This is a genomic window from Pseudomonas sp. 9Ag, from assembly GCF_902506445.1.
In the GTDB taxonomy this organism is placed as follows: domain Bacteria; phylum Pseudomonadota; class Gammaproteobacteria; order Pseudomonadales; family Pseudomonadaceae; genus Stutzerimonas; species Stutzerimonas stutzeri_AB.
Genome location: NZ_LR733836.1, coordinates 2,494,137 through 2,510,392, shown reverse-complemented (window position 1 = coordinate 2,510,392; position 16,256 = coordinate 2,494,137). Strand labels below are relative to the sequence as shown.

Annotated in this window: 20 protein-coding genes and 1 pseudogene; 13 read left to right on the top strand and 8 right to left on the bottom strand. The window is 59.0% G+C overall.

Annotated elements, in window-relative coordinates; genetic code table 11:
• The first annotated feature begins 18 nt into the window (after positions 1–18).
• Both ALTERO38_RS11185 and ALTERO38_RS11180 read left to right on the top strand, forming a co-directional pair.
• A complete protein-coding gene (locus ALTERO38_RS11185; RefSeq protein ID WP_159968418.1) occupies positions 19–1,185 on the top strand; it encodes a PLP-dependent aminotransferase family protein in 1,167 nt (388 codons plus the stop codon).
• A 35-nt stretch (positions 1,186–1,220) separates the two neighbouring features.
• Entirely contained in the window at positions 1,221–1,826 is a 606-nt protein-coding gene (locus tag ALTERO38_RS11180) for a glutathione S-transferase family protein (RefSeq protein ID WP_159968417.1), read from the top strand.
• Positions 1,827–1,895: 69 nt separating this feature from the next.
• On the opposite strand, the gene folE is transcribed toward ALTERO38_RS11180, so the two are convergent.
• The 4 genes from folE to ALTERO38_RS11160 form a co-directional block, all read right to left on the bottom strand.
• Positions 1,896–2,441 carry a GTP cyclohydrolase I FolE gene (gene folE / locus ALTERO38_RS11175; RefSeq protein WP_045427837.1) on the bottom strand — a complete coding sequence of 182 codons (546 nt, stop codon included), beginning with the start codon at positions 2,439–2,441 and terminating at the stop codon, positions 1,896–1,898.
• Between the two features lie 114 nt (positions 2,442–2,555).
• The gene (locus ALTERO38_RS11170) at positions 2,556–3,113 is read right to left on the bottom strand and encodes a Smr/MutS family protein (RefSeq protein WP_102835438.1); all 558 of its coding nucleotides are present in this window, start codon (positions 3,111–3,113) and stop codon (positions 2,556–2,558) included.
• A 90-nt stretch (positions 3,114–3,203) separates the two neighbouring features.
• Positions 3,204–3,521: a hypothetical protein gene (locus tag ALTERO38_RS11165; RefSeq protein WP_159968416.1), complete on the bottom strand. Its 318-nt coding sequence runs from the start codon at positions 3,519–3,521 to the stop codon at positions 3,204–3,206.
• A 230-nt stretch (positions 3,522–3,751) separates the two neighbouring features.
• The gene (locus ALTERO38_RS11160; protein ID WP_102835436.1) at positions 3,752–4,345 is read right to left on the bottom strand and encodes a cysteine hydrolase family protein; all 594 of its coding nucleotides are present in this window, start codon (positions 4,343–4,345) and stop codon (positions 3,752–3,754) included.
• 188 nt (positions 4,346–4,533) lie between these two features.
• Here ALTERO38_RS11160 and prmB point away from each other — a divergent pair, with 188 nt between their 5' ends.
• On the top strand, positions 4,534–5,463 hold the full coding sequence (gene prmB / locus ALTERO38_RS11155) for a 50S ribosomal protein L3 N(5)-glutamine methyltransferase (protein ID WP_159968415.1): 930 nt from the start codon (positions 4,534–4,536) through the stop codon (positions 5,461–5,463).
• A gap of 40 nt (positions 5,464–5,503) precedes the next feature.
• On the opposite strand, the gene ALTERO38_RS11150 is transcribed toward prmB, so the two are convergent.
• Positions 5,504–6,295, bottom strand: a complete 792-nt coding sequence (locus tag ALTERO38_RS11150) for a hypothetical protein (protein WP_256663882.1) — start codon at positions 6,293–6,295, stop codon at positions 5,504–5,506.
• A 65-nt stretch (positions 6,296–6,360) separates the two neighbouring features.
• Positions 6,361–7,326 (bottom strand): alpha/beta hydrolase, encoded by a 966-nt coding sequence (locus ALTERO38_RS11145; protein ID WP_159968414.1) that lies wholly within the window; start codon positions 7,324–7,326, stop codon positions 6,361–6,363.
• Between the two features lie 149 nt (positions 7,327–7,475).
• Here ALTERO38_RS11145 and aroC point away from each other — a divergent pair, with 149 nt between their 5' ends.
• The 7 genes and pseudogenes from aroC (at position 7,476) to ALTERO38_RS11110 (ending at position 11,788) form a co-directional block, all read left to right on the top strand.
• Complete coding sequence (aroC, locus tag ALTERO38_RS11140) at positions 7,476–8,567, top strand: chorismate synthase (protein ID WP_102835433.1); 1,092 nt, start codon at positions 7,476–7,478, stop codon at positions 8,565–8,567.
• Positions 8,568–8,653: 86 nt separating this feature from the next.
• Entirely contained in the window at positions 8,654–9,802 is a 1,149-nt protein-coding gene (locus ALTERO38_RS11135) for an MFS transporter (protein ID WP_159968413.1), read from the top strand.
• A gap of 156 nt (positions 9,803–9,958) precedes the next feature.
• Entirely contained in the window at positions 9,959–10,507 is a 549-nt protein-coding gene (locus ALTERO38_RS11130) for an acireductone dioxygenase (RefSeq protein WP_159968412.1), read from the top strand.
• Positions 10,507–10,584 (top strand): annotated as a pseudogene (locus ALTERO38_RS11125) (acireductone synthase); the annotation flags it as partial. The gene ALTERO38_RS11130 and the pseudogene ALTERO38_RS11125, both read left to right, overlap by 1 nt.
• A gap of 244 nt (positions 10,585–10,828) precedes the next feature.
• On the top strand, positions 10,829–11,038 hold the full coding sequence (locus ALTERO38_RS11120; protein WP_102835430.1) for a PLD nuclease N-terminal domain-containing protein: 210 nt from the start codon (positions 10,829–10,831) through the stop codon (positions 11,036–11,038).
• Positions 11,039–11,041: 3 nt separating this feature from the next.
• Positions 11,042–11,233: a PLDc N-terminal domain-containing protein gene (locus tag ALTERO38_RS11115; protein WP_159968411.1), complete on the top strand. Its 192-nt coding sequence runs from the start codon at positions 11,042–11,044 to the stop codon at positions 11,231–11,233.
• Positions 11,234–11,788, top strand: a complete 555-nt coding sequence (locus tag ALTERO38_RS11110; RefSeq protein ID WP_178114583.1) for a histidine phosphatase family protein — start codon at positions 11,234–11,236, stop codon at positions 11,786–11,788.
• Here ALTERO38_RS11110 and ALTERO38_RS11105 read toward each other — a convergent pair.
• Entirely contained in the window at positions 11,745–12,671 is a 927-nt protein-coding gene (locus tag ALTERO38_RS11105; protein ID WP_372239369.1) for a DNA-3-methyladenine glycosylase, read from the bottom strand. The two genes, ALTERO38_RS11110 and ALTERO38_RS11105, sit on opposite strands and share 44 nt — an antisense overlap.
• A 157-nt stretch (positions 12,672–12,828) precedes the next feature.
• Here ALTERO38_RS11105 and speE point away from each other — a divergent pair, with 157 nt between their 5' ends.
• Together speE and ALTERO38_RS11095 are read left to right on the top strand one after the other, a co-directional pair.
• Positions 12,829–13,689, top strand: a complete 861-nt coding sequence (gene speE, locus ALTERO38_RS11100; RefSeq protein WP_159968409.1) for a polyamine aminopropyltransferase — start codon at positions 12,829–12,831, stop codon at positions 13,687–13,689.
• A 377-nt stretch (positions 13,690–14,066) separates the two neighbouring features.
• Positions 14,067–14,408 (top strand): ribonuclease E inhibitor RraB, encoded by a 342-nt coding sequence (locus ALTERO38_RS11095; protein WP_102835425.1) that lies wholly within the window; start codon positions 14,067–14,069, stop codon positions 14,406–14,408.
• A 12-nt stretch (positions 14,409–14,420) separates the two neighbouring features.
• Here ALTERO38_RS11095 and ALTERO38_RS11090 read toward each other — a convergent pair whose 3' ends face one another.
• Positions 14,421–15,377, bottom strand: coding sequence for a LysR family transcriptional regulator (locus ALTERO38_RS11090; RefSeq protein ID WP_148924402.1), 957 nt, complete (start codon positions 15,375–15,377; stop codon positions 14,421–14,423).
• A 103-nt stretch (positions 15,378–15,480) separates the two neighbouring features.
• On the opposite strand from ALTERO38_RS11090, the gene ALTERO38_RS11085 reads away from it, so the two are divergent.
• Positions 15,481–16,236 carry a sulfite exporter TauE/SafE family protein gene (locus ALTERO38_RS11085; protein WP_159968408.1) on the top strand — a complete coding sequence of 252 codons (756 nt, stop codon included), beginning with the start codon at positions 15,481–15,483 and terminating at the stop codon, positions 16,234–16,236.
• Positions 16,237–16,256: the final 20 nt, after the last annotated feature.

The following is a 16,256-nucleotide window of genomic DNA, read 5'->3' as shown; positions in this document are numbered from 1 at the left end:
CCCTGCATCTGGTGCCTTATGGCCTTCTCCGAACGCGTCGACCGCCTGAAAAGCTCGCTGATCCGTGAAATTCTTGCTGCTGCACAGCGACCTGAGGTGATGTCGTTCGCCGGTGGATTGCCTGCTGAGCCCATGTTGCCAAAGGTCGATTGGGCGCCTATGCCGGCGAGCCTGGGGCAATATGGGATGAGTGAAGGGGAGCCCGCCTTACGCGAAGCCATCGCGGCTGAAGCACGTGCCATCGGAGTTTCTTGTTCGGCCAGCCAGGTACTCATTGTCAGTGGTTCCCAGCAGACGCTGGACCTCGCTTCCAAGCTGTTCATTGATCGGGGCACCGAGGTGCTGCTTGAGGCGCCGACTTACTTGGCTGCGCTGCAGGCCTTTCAATTATTCGGTGCCGAGTGCCTGGCAGTGGCGCAGGAAGCCGATGGCCCATCGCTGGCCGCGCTGCGTCAGCGGCTGGAGCAGCACAAGCCGGCTTTTGCCTATCTTATTCCGACGTTCCAGAACCCTTCGGCGGTGCGTTATAGCGAGGAAAAGCGCGACGCAGTAGCCGCGCTGCTTGATGAGTTTGGCGTAACCCTGATTGAAGATGAGCCCTACCGCGAACTGGTATTTGACGACGGGCGGGCTCGCCCAATCGTTAGCCGCTTGCATAAGGCGAGTTGGATCTACACCGGGACGGTTTCCAAGACGCTGCTACCGGGGCTGCGAGTCGGCTATCTGATCGCGACCCCAGACCTGTTCCCTTATCTATTACGTCTGAAGCAGTCAGCCGACTTGCACACCAATCGCATTGGTCAGTGGCAGGCACTTCAGTGGCTTGGCAGTGAGCAATATCGGCTGCACTTGAGCGAGCTGCGCAGCTTCTACCGCCTGCGTCGGGATGCCATGCAGGCGGCGTTGGTGGAACATTTCACTGATCTAGCCGATTGGTTGGTACCACAGGGCGGGCTTTTCTTCTGGCTGCAGCTGAAACAATCGATCGACACCCGAACGCTGCTTGATTCGGCGCTAGCACAGGACGTGGTGTTCATGCCGGGCGAACCGTTCTTCGTCGACCCCGAACAGAATCTTGGATATCTGCGGCTTAACTTCAGTCACGTCGCACCAGAGCGCCTTGATGAAGGTGTTCGCCGGCTGGCAGGGGTAATCCGTGAGGCGCTGTTGGTCGAAGCAGCCTAGTTCAGGCGCGGCGGGAACAGCCGCTGGAGGGGCAAATGACTTACAAGGTTTATGGCGACCATCGGTCCGGCAATTGCTACAAAGTGAAGCTGATGCTGCACTTGCTCGGGCTGGCGTATGAGTGGATTCCGGTGGATATCCTGCGCGGTGAAAGCCGCGAGGCTGCCTTTCTGGAAAAGAATCCCAACGGCAAGATTCCGGTGCTCGAACTGCAAGACGGTACCTGCCTATGGGAATCGAATGCGATTCTGAATTTTCTTGCCGAAGGAAGCGAATACCTGCCGGCCGATGCTCGCTTGCGGACCCAGGTGCTGCAGTGGCAGTTCTTTGAGCAATACAGCCATGAACCCTTCATCGCTGTAGCGCGCTTCATCAAGGTTTACCTCGAGCTGCCTGATGATCGCCTTGATGAGTATGCTGCCAAGCAGCTGGATGGCTATCACGCGCTCGATGTGATGGAGCAGCAACTACTTCGCACGTCATATCTGGTTGGCGAGCGTTACTCGATCGCGGATGTGGCGCTCTATGCTTATACCCATGTAGCCGAGGAGGGTGGCTTCAGCCTTGATCGCTACCCGGCCATCAGCGCTTGGCTGCAGCGTGTAGAAAGTCACCCGCGCCATGTCGGTATGTACGATTAACGCCAAACGTGACCGCGTGGTTAAGGCGCTAGCCTCACGCGGGCACGGTTAGGCACACTGCCTTGCAGCTTATTTGACCAAGCCGAGAAATTCGCTGCGGGTCGCAGCATTCTCGCGAAATTGGCCGAGCATGACCGAGGTGACCATCGATGAGTTCTGTTTCTCGACGCCGCGCATCATCATGCACATGTGCTGCGCTTCGATCACCACAGCGACCCCCCATGCACCTGTAACCTGCTGAATCGCTTCTGCAATCTCGCGGGTGAGATTTTCCTGGATCTGCAGCCGGCGCGCATACATGTCTACGATGCGGGCGACCTTCGACAGGCCGAGCACCTTGCCGTTGGGCAAATAGGCGACATGAGCCTTACCGATGAAGGGCAGCATGTGATGCTCGCACAACGAATAGAGTTCGATGTTCTTGACCAGCACCATTTCGCTGTTGTCGGAGCTGAACAGTGCGCCATTCGTAACGTCCTCCAGCGTCTGCTGGTAGCCCTTGCACAGGTACTGCATGGCTTTGGCGGCCCGCTTGGGCGTATCGAGCAGACCCTCGCGGTTGACGTCCTCACCCAGTTGGCCAAGGATCGCGGTGTAATGTGTTTCCAGAGACATTTGTCTACCTGTCAGGCTTGCAAATAAGCGCGAGTGCGAAGGTTAGGGACTTGACGGCTGGGCTGCAAGCAGCGCGCGCCTTATTAGAGAGGTTCATGAGTGGCCGCGCCAGGGTTACTCGTCGCGCCCTTCGAGCATGGTTCGTTTGAGCATCACATACACCGCGCCGGTACCGCCGTGTCTAGGCACGCAAGAGGCGAAGCCCAACACCTGAGAGTGCTGGCGTAACCACGTATTGACGTGGCTTTTGATCAAAGGACGCTTGCCGTCCTTTCGTGCTGCCTTGCCATGGGTTACGCGCACGCAGCGAATCTCGAGTTTGCTCGCTTCGGCGAGAAAATCCCAAAGCAGCTCACGGGCTTTCTCGACGCTCAGTCCATGCAAATCCAGGCTGCCCTCGAACGGGATTTGTCCCGCTTTCAGCTTGCGCATCTGGCTGTCCTGAACACCGTCGCGGACCCAGTACAGTTCGTCTTCAGCCGCAACATCAATTACAAACTGATCAGACAGCCCGTCGATCCGGATATCGCCGTCGCTGATCGAGGCGTTGGCCCGCAGCGTGGCGATCTGTGCCTTGTTGCTGCGTGGTTTGCCCGTCTCAGCCCGGTCGTGCTCAATCGGCTTGACGCCACGCACAGCTGATCTGAACAGTGAAAAATCATCGTCTTGCATGAGGCCTCCGCGTTAGTCGGCCATTTTATCGCAAAGCTTCTGTCGTGAGCCGCATCCATTGCCGACGACGACATGGGGCTGGCCGACATCTCAGCGCCTTTTTCCGAGGCGCGGCGACAGGCTCAAGTCGTTCGGTGCGTGCGCGCGGCGGCGAGCTCGGCGTCGGATGATCATGCCTAGGAGAAGTAGAACCACGCCCAAGGTCAACAACGTCACTGCGGCTTCTTTATCCAGCGGCATGCTAGTGAGGGCTTCGATTTCGCTAAACGGCGAAGCCGCGCCAATGCCGGTGAAGAGCACTCCAGAGACGATCAGCAGCAGGCCGAGCGCGGCCCCAAGTCGCGAGCCCCAGCTGCGGTGTTGGCGAGGGCGGAGACGGCGAGCATCGAATCCATCGGTTCGTTTCATTCCAGTTCGCTCCTCAGAACGGCTATCGCCCCGTTAAAAAACGCAGGCGAGGTAGGCAAGACGAGGCGAAAGCAGCCGAAGACGCCGGGTTTGACTGTACTTGAAGATCACGCTGAGATTTTTTTACAGCCGGGTTGCCAGGGCAGGCTAGGTATCAACAGCCTGCTACTCCTGAATCCATTGGGCCAGTCTATTCGATGTCAGCTAACACTTTTCGGTTCGGTTGCGGCTTATACCAATGCGCCGGCATCAGCTACGCAGACCGCAAAGTTGTCCGCGAGAATGGTCATCTCCATACGATGCACCTCTGCCGCCGCAATTGCGCCGTCTCCCATCGGCAGGTCGCGTGTGGCACAGGCCTTGTCAACGAGTGTGCAACGGTAGCCGTAATCTTTTGCCGCACGGACCGTGGTGCTCACGCTTGAATGTGTCATGAACCCACAAACAATGAGGTCGAGGCGACCATGCTGCTGCAAAAGTTCATGCAATCGTGTGCCGGCAAATGCGTTAGGCAGCGTTTTGCCGATCACCGTTTCGCCAGGAAGCGGCGCTGCCTCCGGCATGATCTGACCGCGTAGCCCTTGAGGATCGAACAGCCCACCCGGAATGCCCAAATGGTGGACATGCACGATGGGTGCGCCAGCCGCGCGGGCGGCGGTTAGTAGCTCGCTGACCTGCTCAAGCGCCGACGTCAGATTCGGTAGTGCCAGTGTCCCCGTCCGATATTCTTCCTGAACGTCAATGACGACAAGGGTCGCGTTGGCCAGAGTCGCCGGTGCATAACTGCGGCCACTGAGCTGAAGCATGGTCTGTGGCTTGGACATGACTGACTCCTTGTTCTGAGAGGGGCATGATTGTGGCGCCAGTCGCGCGAGATGTGAACAGCCAATAAGTGATGAATTGGTCATATAGATTGGTGTTATGGGCGTTTTGCCATCGCACATAACCGCAAAACTCGCGAAACGCGCGTGGCCATCGGCTAGACTTCCGCCCTTTTTAGAGGAGATGCCCCGTGACCGCTTCGCCTTCCCGTTTGCGTACCTTGCGTGATCATATTCGCTGGGCTGTCAGCCGCTTCCACGCCGAGCAACTTTTCTTCGGCCACGGCACGGACAACGCTTGGGACGAGGCGCGTCAGTTGGTACTGGGTGCCTTGCACTTGCCCTGGGAAATGGCTGACAGCTATCTCGATTGTCGGCTGGAAGACGATGAACGCGAACATCTGCAGACTCTGTTGCAGCAACGGATCGAGCAACGCATACCAACTGCTTATCTGCTTGGACAGGCCTGGTTCTGCGGGCTTCCATTCATCGTCAACGATCACGTGCTGATTCCGCGCTCGCCGATTGGCCAATTGATTGAACGACGCTTCGAGCCGTGGTTGGCGCAGGCGCCAGCACGAATTCTGGATCTCTGTACCGGCTCCGGTTGCATCGGCATTGCCTGCGCCTATGAGTTTCTTGATGCCGAGGTGCTGTTAGCCGATCTGTCATTCGAAGCGCTGGAAGTGGCCAATCGCAACATTGAACAGCATGGTCTGGAAGACCGGGTCTACACCGTTCAGAGCGATGGATTCGATGGTTTACCCAAACAGCGCTTTGACCTGATCGTTTCCAATCCGCCGTATGTGGACGCCGAAGACTTTGCCGATATGCCTGCCGAGTTCCAGCACGAGCCGGCACTCGGCCTGGCTTGCGGTGACGATGGTTTGGATCTCGTTCGAAGAATACTGGCGGAGGCGGCGGACCATCTGACGGAAAAGGGCAGCCTGATCGTCGAAGTCGGCAACAGTCAGGTGCATGTAGAGGCGCTTTATCCTGAAGTCGACTTCACCTGGCTCGAGTTCACCGAGGGTGGGCATGGGGTTTTTCTGCTTGCCGCGAGTCAATGCCGTGATCATCAGGCGCTCTTCCAAGAGCGGCTGGTGCCAAAGGGCAACTGACGGTCTGCGCGGTACTCTGCTCGGTACAAGGGCAGGGCTGTCAGCGGGTTGCGATCCAGATCAGTAGCCCGGCCTGAAACAGTGAAAAAACAATCAGGCAGGCAATGGTGAATCGGAGGGTGCCGTCCTCTCGACGGAGTTTGCTCAGTCGCTCATGGGTGTCGCGAATCCGATTTTCTTGTTCGAGCAGATTTCGATCAGCCTGCTCGAGCATAGCCGCCGCTTCTTGCAGTTCGATGATCTGCACCTTTTCGATGTTCCAGTCTGACCGTAAGGCGCTGACACGAGCTGCGCTATAGGTTGCCTTGGGCTTCTGGGGCTCGGCGTAGACCACGTCGAATCCTTGACTCAGCAGGCAATGATCCCGCCGCAACCGTACATCTTCGCCGGTTATATCCTTGACCGGCAGCGCGCCGCCTTCTACCAGATAGTGCGCCCAGCGTCGCTGCGCCCAAGCTGCCCCTTGCGCCAACAGGAAGCGCCCGAGGCCACGGTTTATCGGTTCTACATGCAAGCCTGAATCGGGGCCGAAGCGCAGCTCCTTGGCCCGGTGGTCGGCCCAGACCTCCAGCAGGTTCTGCTGCTTCGATAACACTTGGCCCGGTATACGAATGAAGAGCCTCAACAGGCTCTGCTCAGGCGTATGTCGCTCGACCTGGGCCAGCTCGACGAAACGCAGCGGACGTGTCCCGGTGTCTCGGTCGGTAGGCAGCGGAGCCAGACGGAGCAGCCGGAATCGATCCGGCGCGAGCGCGGCCCACGGGTGCGGCTGCTGCGCCACCGCGGGCGTCTGGGCGTCGTTTTCTTCAGGGGCTGTTGGGCTGTCGGTCATCTCGGTGTCCATAGGCCTGGCGGTGGTCGTTGCGGCAGGCAAGGAGCGTATCGGCCGGCGGTCGCCTAACTGGAGGCTGACAATACGCCGTGCTCGGTCAAGAAACGGCTGATCTGTTTCGTCAGTTCATGCGCGATAGGCAGTTCGGGGCTGTTATAGGAAGCCACCTGTCCGGCGCTATCCTGCGGCGTGATGCGCAATACGTGGCCCATCCCTTTGATCAGCGCTAACTCGGCATCTGCCCTGGCCTGTTTCAGCGCTTGCGCATCTTTGGAGCTGACCTGAATGTCATGAGAGCCCTGAATGATCAAGGCCGGCGCTGTGGTGTTGGCAAATGCAGCGGTCGGATCTTCCTGAAACAGAGAGATCAGGTAGGGTTGAACGCTCAAGCGAAAAAGCACTTGCAGCGGCTCGGGCACCTGCTGGTGGATTCTTCCCGCGTTCAGTTCATCGATCAGGTAGTACGCGCTTGCCAGAAGCGCCGGTGGTAGACGGCCCTGCAGCTGCTCTCGCAGTAGCGCATCGATGGGGCGACCGCTGCCTGCGAGGCTGAGCAACGCGGCAGGTTTGACGGTAGGTTCGGCCAGACTAGCAATCAACGCGCCTTCGCTATGGCCAATCAGCACGAGCGACGAAAACCGTGGATCGGCTTGTAGCAACCGTGACCAAGCTACTGCATCGTCGACATAGTCTTCTACCTTCAACTGGCTTTCGTCCGGCGCCACCGGTTGGCTCTGACCGACTCCACGCTTGTCGTAGCGCACACTGGCGATACCGCGCTTGGCCAATGCCTGCGCCAGTCGCTTGAGGCTGTCGTTGTGTCCCAGTGGGTTGTTGCCGTCGCGGTCGGTCGGGCCCGATCCTGCTATCAACAGCGCAACCGGCAAGGGTGCGTCAGTCTTAGGCAGCAGCAGGCTGCCATGAAGATGCCCGTCTGGCACCTGCACAGTCATCCTCTGATTTACCCACGTCTGGGCTTGGGCTAAGGGCGCGAACATGGCGAGCAAGGCGAGCAGTAAAAAGAAACGCATGGACAAAAAAACCATCGGCGGAACGGGGATACGAAGCGAGCTCGCGAGCCGGCGGGTTCGCAGTATGCGCCGCGTCCGCAGGCAGCGAAACCTTCAGCAGCTCGGGTATACTTCCGCCCCCTCTTTAGGTCGATCGCGGAGCGCCCTGCATGTCCGGCAATACATACGGCAAGCTGTTCACCGTCACCACGGCTGGCGAAAGCCATGGTCCGGCACTGGTCGCGATTGTCGACGGCTGTCCGCCAGGCCTGGAGCTAAGCGCCGCTGACCTGCAGCGCGACCTCGATCGACGCAAGCCCGGCACTAGCCGGCACACCACTCAACGCCAGGAGGCCGACGAGGTCGAGATTCTTTCTGGCGTATTCGAAGGGCGGACCACCGGTTGCCCGATCGGTCTGCTGATCCGCAACACCGATCAGAAATCCAAAGATTACTCGGCCATCAAGGATCAGTTCCGTCCCGCACATGCCGACTACAGCTATCATCACAAGTATGGCCTGCGCGACTATCGCGGAGGTGGCCGCAGCTCAGCCCGCGAAACCGCCATGCGCGTCGCTGCCGGTGCCATTGCCAAGAAATACCTGGCGACCCTGGGCATCCAGGTGCGCGGCTACATGAGTCAGCTGGGCCCGATCGAAATTCCTTTCAAGACCTGGGACAGCGTCGAGCAGAACGCTTTTTTCAGCCCAGACCCGGACAAGGTCCCGGAGCTGGAGGCCTACATGGATCAGTTGCGTCGTGATCAGGATTCGGTTGGCGCGAAGATCAGTGTCGTCGCCGAAGGCGTTCCGCCGGGGCTTGGGGAGCCAATTTTTGACCGCCTTGATGCTGAACTGGCACATGCCCTGATGAGCATCAACGCAGTAAAAGGCGTGGAGATTGGCGCCGGTTTTGCCAGCGTGGCGCAGCGCGGTACTGAGCACCGTGATGAGATGACGCCAGACGGCTTCCTGTCGAACCATGCTGGTGGTGTCCTGGGAGGCGTTTCGTCCGGCCAGCCGATCATCGCGCATCTGGCGCTCAAGCCTACGTCGAGCATCACGACACCAGGACGCTCCATTGACGTCGACGGCAATCCGGTTGAGGTCATCACCAAGGGTCGCCACGATCCATGCGTAGGTATCCGAGCCACGCCAATCGCCGAAGCGATGATGGCCATCGTGTTGCTTGACCATCTGTTGCGCCATCGCGGGCAGAACGCCGATGTGCTGGTGGGTACGCCGGTGTTGGCGCAGCTCTGAGCCTGCCGCTGGAGGCCTGAAGCTGGAAAGCGAGCAAAGCGCTCGCTCCAGCGTCACGTTTGTTTCCAGCTACTGGCTTGTTGCTTATGGCGGCTTCCATTCCCTACTGGCGTCTGTCCGGTTTTTACTTCTTCTACTTTGCGCTGCTCGGTTCGGCGGCGCCGTTCCTTGGCCTCTATTTCGACCACCTCGGCTTTACTGCCGAGCGCATTGGCGAGCTGGTGGCCATTCCCATGCTGATGCGTTGCCTGGCGCCGAACCTGTGGGGTTGGCTGGGCGATGTCACAGGCCGACGTCTGGCGATTGTACGGATTGGCGCACTCTGTACGCTGATTTCGTTCAGCTTGATCTTCTACAGCAAGAGTTACGCTTGGCTGGCGCTGGTGATGGCGCTGCATGCCTTCTTCTGGCATGCCGTGTTACCGCAGTTCGAGGTCATTACGCTGGCGCACCTGCATGAGCAAGCGTCTCGCTACAGTCAGATCCGCCTCTGGGGCAGCATCGGTTTCATCGCGGCGGTAGTCGGGCTTGGCGCGTTGTTCGAACACCTGAGTCTCGACATCTATCCGGCGGCGGTCCTGTTAGTGATGACCGGGATCGTGATCAGCAGCCTATGGGTGCCCAATGCGGTGCCGGCGGAGCGTCCTGAGCCGGAGGGGCAGGGTGGCTTTCTTCGCCAGCTCTGCCGGCCGGGGGTATTGGCATTCTTCGTGTGCGTCGGTCTGATGCAGGTCAGTCATGGTCCGTACTACACCTTTTTTACCATTCATCTCGAGGCGCTCGGCTACGGGCGTGGCACCATCGGCCTGCTCTGGGCACTCGGAGTGGTAGCTGAGATCCTGATCTTCCTGGTAATGGCACGGCTGCTTGCGCGCTTTTCGTTGCGTCAGGCCCTTGCCGCTAGCTTTCTGCTGGCGGCGCTGCGCTGGCTACTGCTGGGAACGCTGGCTGATCATCTTGGGGTGCTGTTGATTGCGCAGCTGATGCACGCGGCAACCTTCGGCAGTTTTCATGCGGCGGCCATTCATTTCGTCCAGCGCAGCTTTGGTCACCGCCAGCAAGGCCAGGGGCAAGCGCTGTATGCGACCCTTGCCGGAGTGGGCGGGGCGCTGGGTGCGCTTTACTCCGGCTACAGCTGGGCCAGTCTCGGCCCTTTGTGGACCTTCGCCATTGCCAGCCTGTCAGCGCTCTGCGCAGCCGTTATCATCGTCTTCCAGCGCAGCAGTTCGGCATGACCGCTATACCGTGGAGACAGTCATCGACGCTGGCCTGTTTCGCTATGGCAGCGGTTGGTCGCCGGCCATCAGCAGTAACGCTCGGCCCGTCTGATGAGCGCCGAGGTTCCGACCTTTCCAACGCCGGGGCAGCCATCCCGACAGGAGACAACCAGTATGAGCATCCTTAGCGTTTATCAGGACACTGCGCCGGAGCAGCCGCTCAAAGTGCTCACTCATGTTGAAGATATTGCCGCCACCCTGGCCGAAGTCGGTGTGCACCTGGAGCGCTGGGAAGCCAGCACGCCCATTCGCGCCGGTGCAAGTTCAGAGGAGGTAATAGCCGCCTATCGTCCGCAGATCGATCGATTGATGGGAGAGCGCGGCTACGTCACGGTCGACGCCCTCAGCGTGACCAGCGATCATCCAGATAAGGCAGAACTCCGCGCCAAGTTCCTTGGAGAACACCAGCACGCCGAGGACGAGGTGCGTTTCTTTGTCGTCGGCCGCGGGCTGTTCAGCCTGCATATCGAGGACAGGGTGTATGCCGTGCTGTGCGAGAAAAACGACCTGATCTCGGTGCCTGCAGGAACCCGGCATTGGTTCGATATGGGCGAGCACCCTCACTTCGTTGCCATTCGCCTGTTCACTAATCCAGAAGGTTGGGTCGCGCAATTCACCGGGGAAGACATTGCCGGCCGTTTTCCGCGCCTGGATGATTTCTGATCCCGGCAAAAGCCATCCTTACCGATGTCGAAAACATCACCAGCGCCGTGAGTTCCGTCTTCGACGTGCTGTTTCCACGTATTGCGGGCTCGATCGGCTTGCCGTCTGACGGGGTTCTCTTTCTTCGATATGTGAATAGCTGGATGCTGCGCAGCAGTGCTGGCGCACCTGCGGCCAGCTGCGAGAGGGTTTGAGCGGGCTGATCATCCAGCGTTCGCCAGTTTTGAGGCGAACGATCCGCGCCGTGAGCAGATCGCGTACTGAACCCTCAAACCCGCCTGGCATCCTAATTACGAACTCACTGTAATTTGGAGTCTTGTCATGACCGATGCCTTCGGCGGTATTTTCGGCCTGCTTATCCTGGCACTGGATATCTGGGCAATCATCAGCGTGGTGCGAAGCGACAGCAGCACCGGGAAAAAAGCTCTCTGGGTGTTGTTGATCGTCATCCTGCCAGTGTTGGGCCTGATCATCTGGGGCATCATGGGGCCGCGTGGCAATCGGCCTGATGAGCGCAACCTGAGGCACTGACCGGTGGAAACCTGGAGTACGCTGCTGGCCTTGATCGTGTTGGTAGCTAATCTGGTAGCCATCGTGCAAATCTGGCGAAGTCGTATCGAGGTGGGTCGCAAGATCATCTGGAGTCTTGTTGTCGTCCTGTTGCCAGTTGTCGGACTGATCATGTGGTTCGTGGCCGCCGGACATTTCGCCAAAGTCAGGTTGTAAATGCACATAGCAGTTCTGGTCGCGTTGATGCTTTGGGCCGGTAGTGCCTGGAGTGGTGACGAGATGGCTTGGACTGCCCTGCGGGAGGGCCGTGCCGTTCTGCTCATGCGTCATGCCTTGGCGCCTGGGACAGGCGATCCGCCGGGTTTCGTACTGGAGAACTGCACGACTCAGCGCAATCTTGATCAGGCGGGCCGCCTGCAGGCAGAACGGTGGGGTGATCTGCTCCGGCAGAACAGCATTACTGCGCCGCGGGTACTCAGCAGTCGCTGGTGCCGGGCGTTGGAGACGGCAGAACTGCTGGGCTTTAAGCCAGTTGAGCCGCTGCCGCTTCTCGATTCGTTCTTTGTCCAGACCGACCGCAAGAACGAGCAGACCCAAGCCTTGCTCATGTACCTGCGAGCATTGCCTGGGACATCACCCATCGTGCTTATCAGTCATCAAGTCAATATCACCGCACTGACGGGCATCTTTCCCCGACCCGGTGAGGCTTTGGTCCTCGCGTTGCCGATCAGCGACCCGCCTCGAGTCCTGGCCAGGCTCTCTCCGCCTTGATCGGCGCTGCGGCATAACTCTCCCAGATATGCACTGCGGCATAGGCCCGCCAGGGTCGCCAAGCCTGTGATCGCGCGAGCAAATCTTTCGCGCTGATGCCGTCACTTCCCCATAACGGCGATTTCAGCAGGCCAAGGTCGGCTGCTGGAAAGGCATCCGCCTCGCCGAACCCCCTCAACGCAATGTATTCAGCCGTCCATGGCCCAATACCGGGTAGCTGGCAAAGGTGGCTGACCAGCGCGTCTGCACCGTTTTCGACATGCAACTCAAGTGCGCCGCCAGCAACGGCGGCTGATAGATGTTGCAGTGCCGCCACCCGCTTGCCGGGCATGCCGATATTTTCCAGTGCCGCGGTGGCTAGCGTTTGTGGGCCGGGAAACAGCATGGTCAAGCCATTCGTTCCAACCGCAGATTGGCTAAGCCGGTTTTCCCCAGATCGTTCGATCAGGCGTCGGGTGATGGTCACCGCTGCCTTAACGGTGACCTGTTGACCAACGATAGCCCGCACGGCTTGTTCGAACGGATCGAACGCGCTGGGTAAGCGCAATCCGGGGTTAGCCGCGACCAGAGGGCCGAGCTGAGGGTCCGAAGCGAAATGGCGCGTTATGGCGACCGGATCGGCATCGAGGTCGAACATCTTTCGTACACGCATTGCCAATGTCGAGGCGTGTCCCTCTAGCGAATCGCTGATGACCAGTTCAAGAGCAGATTGTGGCAGCAGTGGTCGTACGCTGAACCAGCCGACATCGTCACCCACTTGCACGGTGCGGCTGTAACGCTCCGGCTCCAGCGCCTCGATACCCGGCAGGAGGCGCAAGGCAAAGTGCCGATGAAACTGAGACCAGCTCCATGGGGCGTTATAAGGAAGTTGGATAGAAATCATCACTAGACAATAGCCAGTGGTGATGGGGCAGTCTTCATCAAACGTGCCTTGAGGCCGGGCGGTTACTCCTGTCATAAGACCAAAGTAGAATGCGCCTCTCTGGCAATCGGGCCGCCTGCGAGGCCCGTCTGTTAAGTCATCCATCAGGGAGACACCCATGAGCGACTATCAGGAAACTCTCTACGAGGGGTACGGCCAGCGCTTCAGAGTCGACAAGATGCTGCATGAAGTGCACACCGGGCATCAGCATCTGGTGATATTCGAGAACGCCCGTATGGGACGTGTGATGGCGCTCGATGGGGCTATCCAGACCACCGAGGCAGACGAATTCATCTATCACGAGATGCTTACACACGTGCCGATCCTGGCTCACGGGCTGGCGCGGCGAGTGCTGATCATTGGTGGGGGTGATGGCGGCATACTGCGGGAGGTGGCCAAGCACCGTGACGTCGAAAACATAACCATGGTCGAAATCGACAGCACCGTAGTGGAGCTATGCAGGGAGTTCTTGCCAGAACACTCCAAGGGAGCGTTCGACGATCCTCGGTTGAGCCTGGTAATTGATGACGGTATGCGCTTCGTGGCGACCACCGAGCAGAAGTTCGACGTGATTATCTCCGACTCGACCGATCCCATTGGGCCGGGAGAGGAGCTGTTCTCCGAAAACTTCTATCAGGCGTGTCGTCGTTGCCTCAACGAAGGTGGCATCCTGGTCGCGCAGAACGGCACTCCGTTCATGCAATTGGCTGAAGTGCAGACCACCTCCAAGCGGATGGCCGGCCTGTTTCCCGACTGGCATTTTTACCAAGCTGCGGTTCCCACCTATATCGGGGGCGCCATGACGTTTGCCTGGGGCGCTTGCGATGCCGACAGTCGCAAGCTGTCGTTGGAAACCCTGTGCCAGCGTTTTGCCGGCAGTGGGATCGTGACCCGTTACTACAATCCACATCTCCATATTGGCGCGTTCGCGCTACCTCAATACGTGTTGCAAGCCATCAGCAAGCCCAGCAACGGCTGAGTGATCAGCTTGCTGCAACGAGATTCGTTGCAGCAAATTGGTCGCTGGCATTCCTGTCAGTGGTGATTGAGTGGGATTAAACCTTCCCGTTGCGGACGCTGTTTATACGTCGTATGTTCCAGTTGTAGCGATGGAGCACTGAATTCGCTTGGTGCTTAGCTGCTAGGCCGTGTGGTATTGGTGACGTACGGTCAGGGTCGTTCGATTGCTGTATCGAACTCCCAGGCGTTGCCGAGGCCTATTAGAAACACCGCTGGGTTTCTTTTTTCGATCAACCAGGCAATTCGCGTCCGGCGCCGTCCGGTCGTTCCGCAACGAGGTAGACAAGGCTTTCCATTCCTGAAGTCGTCATCCATGAGTGAGAGGAGGTTGTTTTTATGAGTACCACCTTCCATGAGGATGTAAGCGGCAATGTTCTTTTGAGGATGAAGGAGGGCGGTTTCGACTTTGCCCGCGTCCATCCGATCGAGTTCTATGCCGTGTTTCCCGATCGTGAACGTGCCTGCGCCGCGGCCAGCAATTTCCGCGGCGAGTGCGTCAATACACAGATAGCACCCCGCGACGATGGCGCCTGGGACCTCCAGGTCAGCAAGGTGATGTACGCCACTTTCGATGGTATTGGCGATTTCGAGCAGGACCTGGAGAACCTGGTCGAGCCGCTAGGTGGTGTGCTGGATGGGTGGGGGGTGACCCAGGAGCTTTCTGGGTGCGCTGTCTGACACCTCAATCCTTTAAGTAAGTGTAAGTCCGCTTTGCAGCGCCTGGTCCCATGGCGGGACCGGGCCGAAGCGACCCTTCAAAAACTCGAGCAACAACCGGCTGCGTGAATCGGCTTCCCGGGTCAGGCGCAAGGCATAAATGCCGCTAGGTTCCGGTTCTGGCAGGCCACCTTCACAGAATAGCGGCAGCAAATCACCACTGAGGAGTTGGTCACTGATCAGCCAGGTGGGTAGATGGGCGATACCCAATCCAGCCAAAGTGGCGGTCAGCAACGCTTCCGCATTGTTCGCCACCATACGCAGCCGCTTCGGTCTCAGCAGTTGTCGTTTGCCCTCGTGCTCGAAACGCCATGCGTGCGGAGGGGCCAGCGCGTCCCAGTCCAGCCCGTCGTGTTCCGGCAGTTCCGCTACCGTTTGCGGTGCTCCTCGCCGCTGCAAATAACTCGGGCTTGCACAAACGATGCGCCTCATCGGTGCCAACGGCGTTGCCACGAGGCGCGTGTCGGCAAGCTGGCCAATACGTAGCACCAGATCGACCTCTCCCAGATGCTCACCGTGCATATCGATAAAGCTATCGATCAGGCGTAGCTGGATGTCCACTCGAGGGTAGGCCTGCAAGAAATCGGCAAGTGCTGGCGCCAGATGTCTGCGTCCGAAAGGAGCGGGTGCGTCAATGCGGATGCGGCCTTCCGGTGCGCTTTGTAGCGAGGCCATCTCGGCCCGAGCAAGTTGCAATTCCTGAACGATGCGTCTGGCACGCTCGGCAAACAGCTGCCCAGCAGCGGTAGGCTTGATCGCATGGCTGGTACGACTGACCAGCTGGCAACCAAGTGAACGCTCCAATGCGTCCATGCGTCGCGAGACGGACGAGGGCGCTAGCGCATGCAGCCTGCCTGCTACCGAGAAGCTTCTGGTATCGATTACGTCGAGGAATAACTTGAACTGATCAGTAAGGGCTGTTGCATCCATGATGCTCGCTTCGCTTTGCGGAATACGCAAAGCCATTGTGCATGCTTGTGCATATGCCTACTAGAGCGCGCTGAGTAGCATTGCGCCTTTGATAGGAGGCGTCATGGACCTGGTCGGATTTGTTTTGGATGTGGTGCTGGGTCTGGCGTTGGGCACACTGGGTGGCCTGTTCGGTATTGGCGGAGGGCTGATCGCAATTCCGGTATTAGGTGTGTTGTTCGATCTGGACCAGCAGGTCGCTCAGGGCACCGCCTTGGTCATGGTGGTGCCCAACGTGCTGCTCGCCATCTGGCGCTACCATCAGCGCAATCGCATCGACCTTCGCCACGCGGCAGCGTTGGGCATCGCCAGTTTTTGCTTCGCCATCGCGGGTGCTGCGCTCGCTGTTTCGCTGGACGCTGAGCGCATGCGGATTGCCTTTGTGGTTTTTCTCGTCGCCTTGGCTATACACACATTGTTGCGGGTGTTCTTCAGGCCGCCATCCGGTGGGACCGAACTGCGTCATCCCTGGCCCTGGCTAGGCGTACTGGGCGCTGGCGCCGGCGGACTGGGCGGGTTATTTGGCGTGGGGGGCGCAGTGCTTGCCACGCCAGTACTCACAGCTGTATTTGGCACGTCACAGGTCGTGGCACAGGGTCTTTCTCTTGCGCTGGCGGCGCCAAGCACCGCTGTTACGCTGGTCACTTACGCCACTCATGGTCAGGTGGACTGGATGCTGGGGTTGCCGCTTGCCATCGGGGGGCTCTTGAGCATCAGCCTCGGGGTGAGGTTGGCCCATGCGCTGCCGGAGAGTACTTTGCGTCTGCTATTCAGCGGCTTCCTGTTGCTGAGTGCTGTCATGCTGGCCTTGGAGGTCTGAACAGCCGGTAGCAAATAAGC

Excerpts from the sequence above, each read along its gene's own strand:
- ALTERO38_RS11170 (WP_102835438.1), bottom strand. The coding sequence starts at position 3,113 with ATGCAAGACGATGATTTTTCACTGTTCAGATCAGCTGTGCGTGGCGTC.
- ALTERO38_RS11145 (WP_159968414.1), bottom strand. The coding sequence starts at position 7,326 with ATGCGTTTCTTTTTACTGCTCGCCTTGCTCGCCATGTTCGCGCCCTTA.
- ALTERO38_RS11185 (WP_159968418.1), top strand. The coding sequence starts at position 19 with ATGGCCTTCTCCGAACGCGTCGACCGCCTGAAAAGCTCGCTGATCCGT.
- ALTERO38_RS11135 (WP_159968413.1), top strand. The coding sequence starts at position 8,654 with ATGGCGGCTTCCATTCCCTACTGGCGTCTGTCCGGTTTTTACTTCTTC.
- ALTERO38_RS11150 (WP_256663882.1), bottom strand. The coding sequence starts at position 6,295 with ATGACCGACAGCCCAACAGCCCCTGAAGAAAACGACGCCCAGACGCCC.
- ALTERO38_RS11180 (WP_159968417.1), top strand. The coding sequence starts at position 1,221 with ATGACTTACAAGGTTTATGGCGACCATCGGTCCGGCAATTGCTACAAA.
- ALTERO38_RS11160 (WP_102835436.1), bottom strand. The coding sequence starts at position 4,345 with ATGTCCAAGCCACAGACCATGCTTCAGCTCAGTGGCCGCAGTTATGCA.
- ALTERO38_RS11090 (WP_148924402.1), bottom strand. The coding sequence starts at position 15,377 with ATGGATGCAACAGCCCTTACTGATCAGTTCAAGTTATTCCTCGACGTA.
- aroC (WP_102835433.1), top strand. The coding sequence starts at position 7,476 with ATGTCCGGCAATACATACGGCAAGCTGTTCACCGTCACCACGGCTGGC.
- ALTERO38_RS11120 (WP_102835430.1), top strand. The coding sequence starts at position 10,829 with ATGACCGATGCCTTCGGCGGTATTTTCGGCCTGCTTATCCTGGCACTG.
- speE (WP_159968409.1), top strand. The coding sequence starts at position 12,829 with ATGAGCGACTATCAGGAAACTCTCTACGAGGGGTACGGCCAGCGCTTC.
- ALTERO38_RS11165 (WP_159968416.1), bottom strand. The coding sequence starts at position 3,521 with ATGAAACGAACCGATGGATTCGATGCTCGCCGTCTCCGCCCTCGCCAA.
- ALTERO38_RS11085 (WP_159968408.1), top strand. The coding sequence starts at position 15,481 with ATGGACCTGGTCGGATTTGTTTTGGATGTGGTGCTGGGTCTGGCGTTG.
- ALTERO38_RS11095 (WP_102835425.1), top strand. The coding sequence starts at position 14,067 with ATGAGTACCACCTTCCATGAGGATGTAAGCGGCAATGTTCTTTTGAGG.
- ALTERO38_RS11110 (WP_178114583.1), top strand. The coding sequence starts at position 11,234 with ATGCACATAGCAGTTCTGGTCGCGTTGATGCTTTGGGCCGGTAGTGCC.
- ALTERO38_RS11105 (WP_372239369.1), bottom strand. The coding sequence starts at position 12,671 with ATGATTTCTATCCAACTTCCTTATAACGCCCCATGGAGCTGGTCTCAG.
- ALTERO38_RS11130 (WP_159968412.1), top strand. The coding sequence starts at position 9,959 with ATGAGCATCCTTAGCGTTTATCAGGACACTGCGCCGGAGCAGCCGCTC.
- folE (WP_045427837.1), bottom strand. The coding sequence starts at position 2,441 with ATGTCTCTGGAAACACATTACACCGCGATCCTTGGCCAACTGGGTGAG.